Origin of the sequence: Xanthomonas sp. SHU 199 (assembly GCF_000364665.1) — a bacterium.
Taxonomy (GTDB): Bacteria; Pseudomonadota; Gammaproteobacteria; order Xanthomonadales; family Xanthomonadaceae; genus Xanthomonas_A; species Xanthomonas_A sontii.
This window is the reverse complement of record NZ_AQOI01000242.1, coordinates 1-4731: the sequence shown is the minus strand read 5'-3', so window position 1 is coordinate 4731 and position 4731 is coordinate 1. Positions and strand designations below refer to the sequence as shown.

5 protein-coding genes are annotated in these 4731 nt (G+C 71.9%); 2 read left to right on the top strand and 3 right to left on the bottom strand.

What is annotated here, in order from left to right:
• The 3 genes from D183_RS0109720 to D183_RS0109710 form a co-directional block, all read right to left on the bottom strand.
• Nucleotides 1-437, bottom strand: a 437-nt coding sequence (locus D183_RS0109720; protein ID WP_026144343.1) for an AMIN domain-containing protein, incomplete at its 3' end; no start/stop codon positions are given.
• Between the two features lie 80 nt (nt 438-517).
• Nucleotides 518-1000 carry a tRNA (adenosine(37)-N6)-threonylcarbamoyltransferase complex ATPase subunit type 1 TsaE gene (gene tsaE, locus D183_RS0109715; RefSeq protein ID WP_017908823.1) on the bottom strand — a complete coding sequence of 161 codons (483 nt, stop codon included), beginning with the start codon at nt 998-1000 and terminating at the stop codon, nt 518-520.
• Nucleotides 997-2484, bottom strand: a complete 1488-nt coding sequence (locus tag D183_RS0109710) for a bifunctional ADP-dependent NAD(P)H-hydrate dehydratase/NAD(P)H-hydrate epimerase (RefSeq protein ID WP_017908822.1) — start codon at nt 2482-2484, stop codon at nt 997-999. Before D183_RS0109710 ends, tsaE begins: the two co-directional genes overlap by 4 nt.
• Nucleotides 2485-2507: 23 nt before the next feature.
• Between D183_RS0109710 and queG the strand changes: the two genes are divergently transcribed.
• Together queG and xseA are read left to right on the top strand one after the other, a co-directional pair.
• On the top strand, nt 2508-3632 hold the full coding sequence (gene queG / locus D183_RS24370) for a tRNA epoxyqueuosine(34) reductase QueG (protein WP_017908821.1): 1125 nt from the start codon (nt 2508-2510) through the stop codon (nt 3630-3632).
• Nucleotides 3633-3658: 26 nt separating this feature from the next.
• Nucleotides 3659-4731 (top strand): exodeoxyribonuclease VII large subunit (xseA, locus tag D183_RS0109700; RefSeq protein ID WP_017908820.1); only part of this gene is annotated, 1073 nt, incomplete at its 3' end.

Genomic DNA, 4731 nt, shown 5'->3' with positions numbered 1-4731 from the left:
GCTGCCGGCGCGTCGGCGGCGACCGCCTTGCCCGCCGGTGCCTCGCCCGGCCACTCGATCACCAGCACCGAACTGCCGCCGATGGTCTGCATCTGCGGCTTGAACGCCACCACCTGGCTGCTCAGGTCGAACACGATGCGCAAGGTGCCCGGCACCGGATGCCCGGTGCGCACTGCGCTGACCACGCCGCCGCCGGCCGGCAGCTTCAGGCCCTTGGCAGCGGAGGAATCGGGAAGATCGACGACCAGGCGATTGGGATTGGCCAGCGACAGCGTGCTGAAGCCACCGCTGCCCTGCAGACGGATCTCGGCGCGGGTGCCGGTGGCGCCGTTGTCGAGCGAGACCGACTGCACCTGCCCGGCAAACGCCGTCTGCGCCGCCAGGCACCAGCCTGCGGCAGCGGCGAAACTGGCGAAAAAACGGGTCCCCGGGCGCATAACGCGATTCAAACATCGCCGGGAGTCAAAGGCAAGCGGTTTTCCCTTAATAATCCATAACCTGCCTTCACTTTCTAGCGTCAGCCGGCAAAAAGTCCCTGCAAGTCGGTCTGCTGGGCCAGCTGCGCCAGCCAGGCGGTCCCCACCTCGGTACGTGCCTGCAGGGCGACACGACGCCCGTCGCCGTGCACCGCCAGGCGCACGTCCAGATCGGCGGGCGCCAGCACGTCGCCGCCGCGCTCGGGCCACTCCACCAGCCACAGCGTGGCCCCGCCCTCGTCCAGCCCGAGGAAATCCAGCTCGCCAGCCGCGCCGATGCGGTACAGATCCAGGTGCCAGGCCTCGCCATCGGCCAGCGGGTAGCGCTCCACCAGGGTGTAGGTGGGGCTGCGGATCGCGCCCTGCACCCCGAGCGCGCGCAGCAGCGCCCGTGCCAGGGTCGATTTGCCGGCACCCAGATCCCCGTGCAGATGCACCGCGGCCTGCGCCGGGCGGGTCGCGGCCAGCGCGCGGCCGAGGCGCTCGGTGGCCTCGCTGTCGGGCAGGAACAAGCTGATGCTCATGGTTCGGATTCCGGATTGGACAGGCGCCGCAGCGCCGGCAACAGGTCGGTGGGCAGCAGGCCGCGCTGGCCGTCGGCGGCCGCGCGATCGCCGGCGCCGGCATGCAGCAGCGCGCCGACGCTGGCCGCCTCGAACGCCGGCAACCCTTGCGCGCGCAGCGCCGCGATCACCCCGGTCAACAGATCGCCCATGCCACCAACCGCCATGCCCGGATTGCCGGCGGCGATCACCCGCGGCGTCTGCCCGGGCGCGGCGACCAGGCTGCCGGCCCCCTTCAGCACAATCGTCGCCTGGTAGCGTTCGGCCAAGGCCGCAGCGGCCGCGAAGCGATCGCGCTGCACCTCGGCGGTGGCGATGCCGAGCAGGCGCCCGGCCTCGCCGGGATGCGGGGTCAGCACCGCCTGCGGCACCGCGCGCGGCGCCTGTGCGAGCAGATTCAATGCGTCGGCATCCAGCACCAGTGCGCGATCCTCATCGGCCAGGACCGTCTGCCACAGCGCCTGCGCCCAGGCGTCCTGGCCAAGCCCGGGACCGAGCGCAACCACGCTGGCCTTGCGCAGCAACGGCGCCAGCGCCGCCGCCTCGTCGACCACATGCGCCATCGCCTCCGGGCAGCGCGCCAGCAGCGGTGCCACGTGCGCGCTGCGGGTCGCCACGCTGACCAGGCCGGCGCCGCTGCGCAGGGCCGATTCGGCACTGAGCATCACCGCTCCGCCGCTGCCGAGATTGCCGCCGACGCACAGCACATGCCCGGAATCGCCTTTGTGGCTGTCCTGCCGGCGCGGCGCCAGATGGCGGCGCAAGGCGCCGACGGTCCAGGCCTGCGCGCGCGGCGCGCAATCGGCAAACGCGGCGAGCGGCACCTCCAGCGTCGCCAGCGCGCGCTCGCCGACATGGTTCAAGGCCGCACCGGTATGCAAACCGGCGTGGGCCACGATGAACTGCAAGGTCAGCGTCGCCGGCAGCACCGCGCCGGGCACGCTGCCGGACTCGGCGTCCACGCCACTGGGCACATCCAGCGCGAGTACCGGCGCGCCAAGCCCGCCCAGTGCGCCGAGCAGTGCCGCCAGTTCGGCATCCGGCGCGCGATTGAGGCCGATGCCCAGCAGCGCATCCACCACTACGTCGGCCGGCGCCAGTGCCGCGTCGAACTCCTCGATGCGACCGCCGACGCCGATGTAGTCGGTGCAGGCGCGCTGCGCCAGCGGCGATTGCGGACCGCGCCCGGGCAACTGCAGCACGCGCACCTGGCGTCCGGCGCGATGCGCCAGCCGCGCCAGCACGTAGCCATCGCCACCGTTGTTGCCGCTGCCACAGGCCACCAGGATGCGCTGCGCCTGCGGCCAGCGCTGCAGCAGCGCCTGCCACGCGGCCTGGCCGGCGCGCTGCATCAGCGTGTAGCCGTCGCCGCCCAGCAGCGCGGTGGCCTGCGCATCGATGCGGCGCGCGTCCGCGGTGGCATGGAGATCGAAGCAGTCGTACATGCACGGGATTCTATACTTGCGCGATGTCCGCCCGCCTCGACATCGCCGATCCCCACACCGCCGCCGCGCGCATCCGCGCGCTGGCGCGCACGTTCGGCTTCCAGCGCTGCGGTATCGCCGGCATCGAACTGCAGCAGGACGAGGCGCATCTGCGCGATTGGCTGGAACAGGGCCTGTACGGGACGATGCACTGGATGGCCCAGCATGGCGACAAGCGTTCCCGCCCGGCCGAACTCATTCCCGGCACATTACGGGTGATCTCGGTGGGCCTGGACTACGGCCGCAACGACGACGATTCGGCCTGGGACACGCTGCGCGACGGCGAGCGCGCCTACGTCGCGCGCTACGCGCTGGGCCGCGATTACCACAAGCTGATGCGCAACCGCCTGCAGAAGCTGGCCGAACGCATCCAGGACGAGATCGGCCCGTTCGGCCACCGCGTGTTCGTCGATTCGGCGCCGGTGCTCGAACGCGCCCTGGCGCGCGACGCCGGCCTGGGCTGGATCGGCAAGCACACCTGCCTGATCGACCGCAACGGCGGCTCCTGGTTCTTCCTCGGCGAGATCTACGTCGATCTGCCGCTGCCGATCGACCCGCCGGCCAGCGCCCACTGCGGCACCTGCACGCGCTGCATCGACGTCTGCCCGACCCAGGCGATCGTCGCGCCGTACCGACTCGATGCGCGCCGCTGCATCGCCTACCTCACCATCGAACACGACGGCGCGATTCCCGAGGAACTGCGCGCGGCGATCGGCAACCGCATCTTCGGCTGCGACGACTGCCAGCTGATCTGCCCCTGGAACAAGTTCGCCAAGCGCAGCGACGAACCGGACTTCCGCGCGCGCAACGACCTGGACAAGGCCACGCTGGCGCAGCTGTTCGCCTGGGAGGAAGACGAGTTCCTGCGCCGCACCGAAGGCAGCGCGATCCGCCGCAGCGGTCACGAGCGCTGGCTGCGCAATCTGGCAGTGGCGCTGGGCAACGCGCCGACCACGCCACAGGTACTGGCCGCGCTAGGCGCGCGCGCGCAGCATCCCTCGCCGCTGGTGCGCGAGCACGTGCAGTGGGCGCTGGCCCGACATGCGCAAGCACCGGCGAGTGTGGCAGCGCCGGCATCACCGGCGCCGAAAGCGGACGTGCGAGGATAGGCGCCCGTACGCCCTGCACTGCCCGCATGTCCGATCGCGCCGACCAGATCCTCAGTCCCAGCCAGCTCAACACGCTGGCCCGCGATCTGCTGGAGAGCGCCTTCCCGCTGGCCTGGGTGGAAGGCGAACTGGGCAACGTCACCCGCCCCTCGTCCGGCCACCTCTATTTCACCCTGAAGGATGCGCGCGCACAGGTGCGCTGCGCGATGTTCAAGCCCAAGAGCCAATGGCTGCGGTTTGTGCCGCGCGAAGGCCTGCGCGTACTGGCGCGCGGGCGCCTGACCCTGTACGAAGCGCGCGGCGACTACCAACTGGTGCTGGATCATCTGGAGGAAGCCGGCGAAGGCGCGTTGCGCCGGGCGTTCGAGGAGCTCAAGGCCCGGCTCGCCGCCGAAGGCCTGTTCGCCAGCGAGCGCAAGCGCGCCCTGCCCGGCTTCGTGCGGCGCCTGGCGGTCATCACCTCGCCCAGCGGCGCCGCGGTGCGCGACGTGTTGAGCGTGCTCGGCCGGCGCATGCCGCTGCTGCAGGTGGACATCCTGCCGAGCCTGGTCCAGGGCGACAGCGCCGCGGCGCAGATTGCCGCCTTGCTGCGCCAGGCCGACGCCAGCGGCCGCTACGACGCGATCCTGCTGACCCGCGGCGGCGGCTCGCTGGAGGACCTGTGGGCGTTCAACGACGAACACCTGGCACGCACCATCGCCGCGGCAGTCACCCCGGTGGTGTCGGCCGTCGGCCACGAGACCGACGTGACCCTGGCCGATTTCGCCGCCGACCTGCGCGCGCCCACCCCGTCGGTCGCCGCCGAATTGCTGGTCCCCGACCAGCGCGATCTCGGCGCGCGCCTGCGCTCCCAGCATGCCGCGTTGCTGCGCTGGCAGCAGCACCGGCTGCGGCAAGCGCAGCAACGCGCCGACCGCGCCCTGCTGCGCCTGCAGGCGCAGAGCCCGCAGGTGCGCCTGCAGTTGCTGCAGCGCCGCCAGCACGAGATCGGACGACGGCTGGCGGCGGTGTGGCGGCAACAGCAGGAACGCCGGCATGCCCAGTTGCGCCATGCCGCCGCGGTGCTGCGCGCCGCGCAGCCGCAACGGCGGCTGGCGAT

What these genes read in the sequence shown, in the direction of transcription:
- D183_RS0109710 (WP_017908822.1), bottom strand. Translation starts at nt 2,484, where the DNA reads ATGTACGACTGCTTCGATCTCCATGCCACCGCGGACGCGCGCCGCATC.
- tsaE (WP_017908823.1), bottom strand. Translation starts at nt 1,000, where the DNA reads ATGAGCATCAGCTTGTTCCTGCCCGACAGCGAGGCCACCGAGCGCCTC.
- queG (WP_017908821.1), top strand. Translation starts at nt 2,508, where the DNA reads ATGTCCGCCCGCCTCGACATCGCCGATCCCCACACCGCCGCCGCGCGC.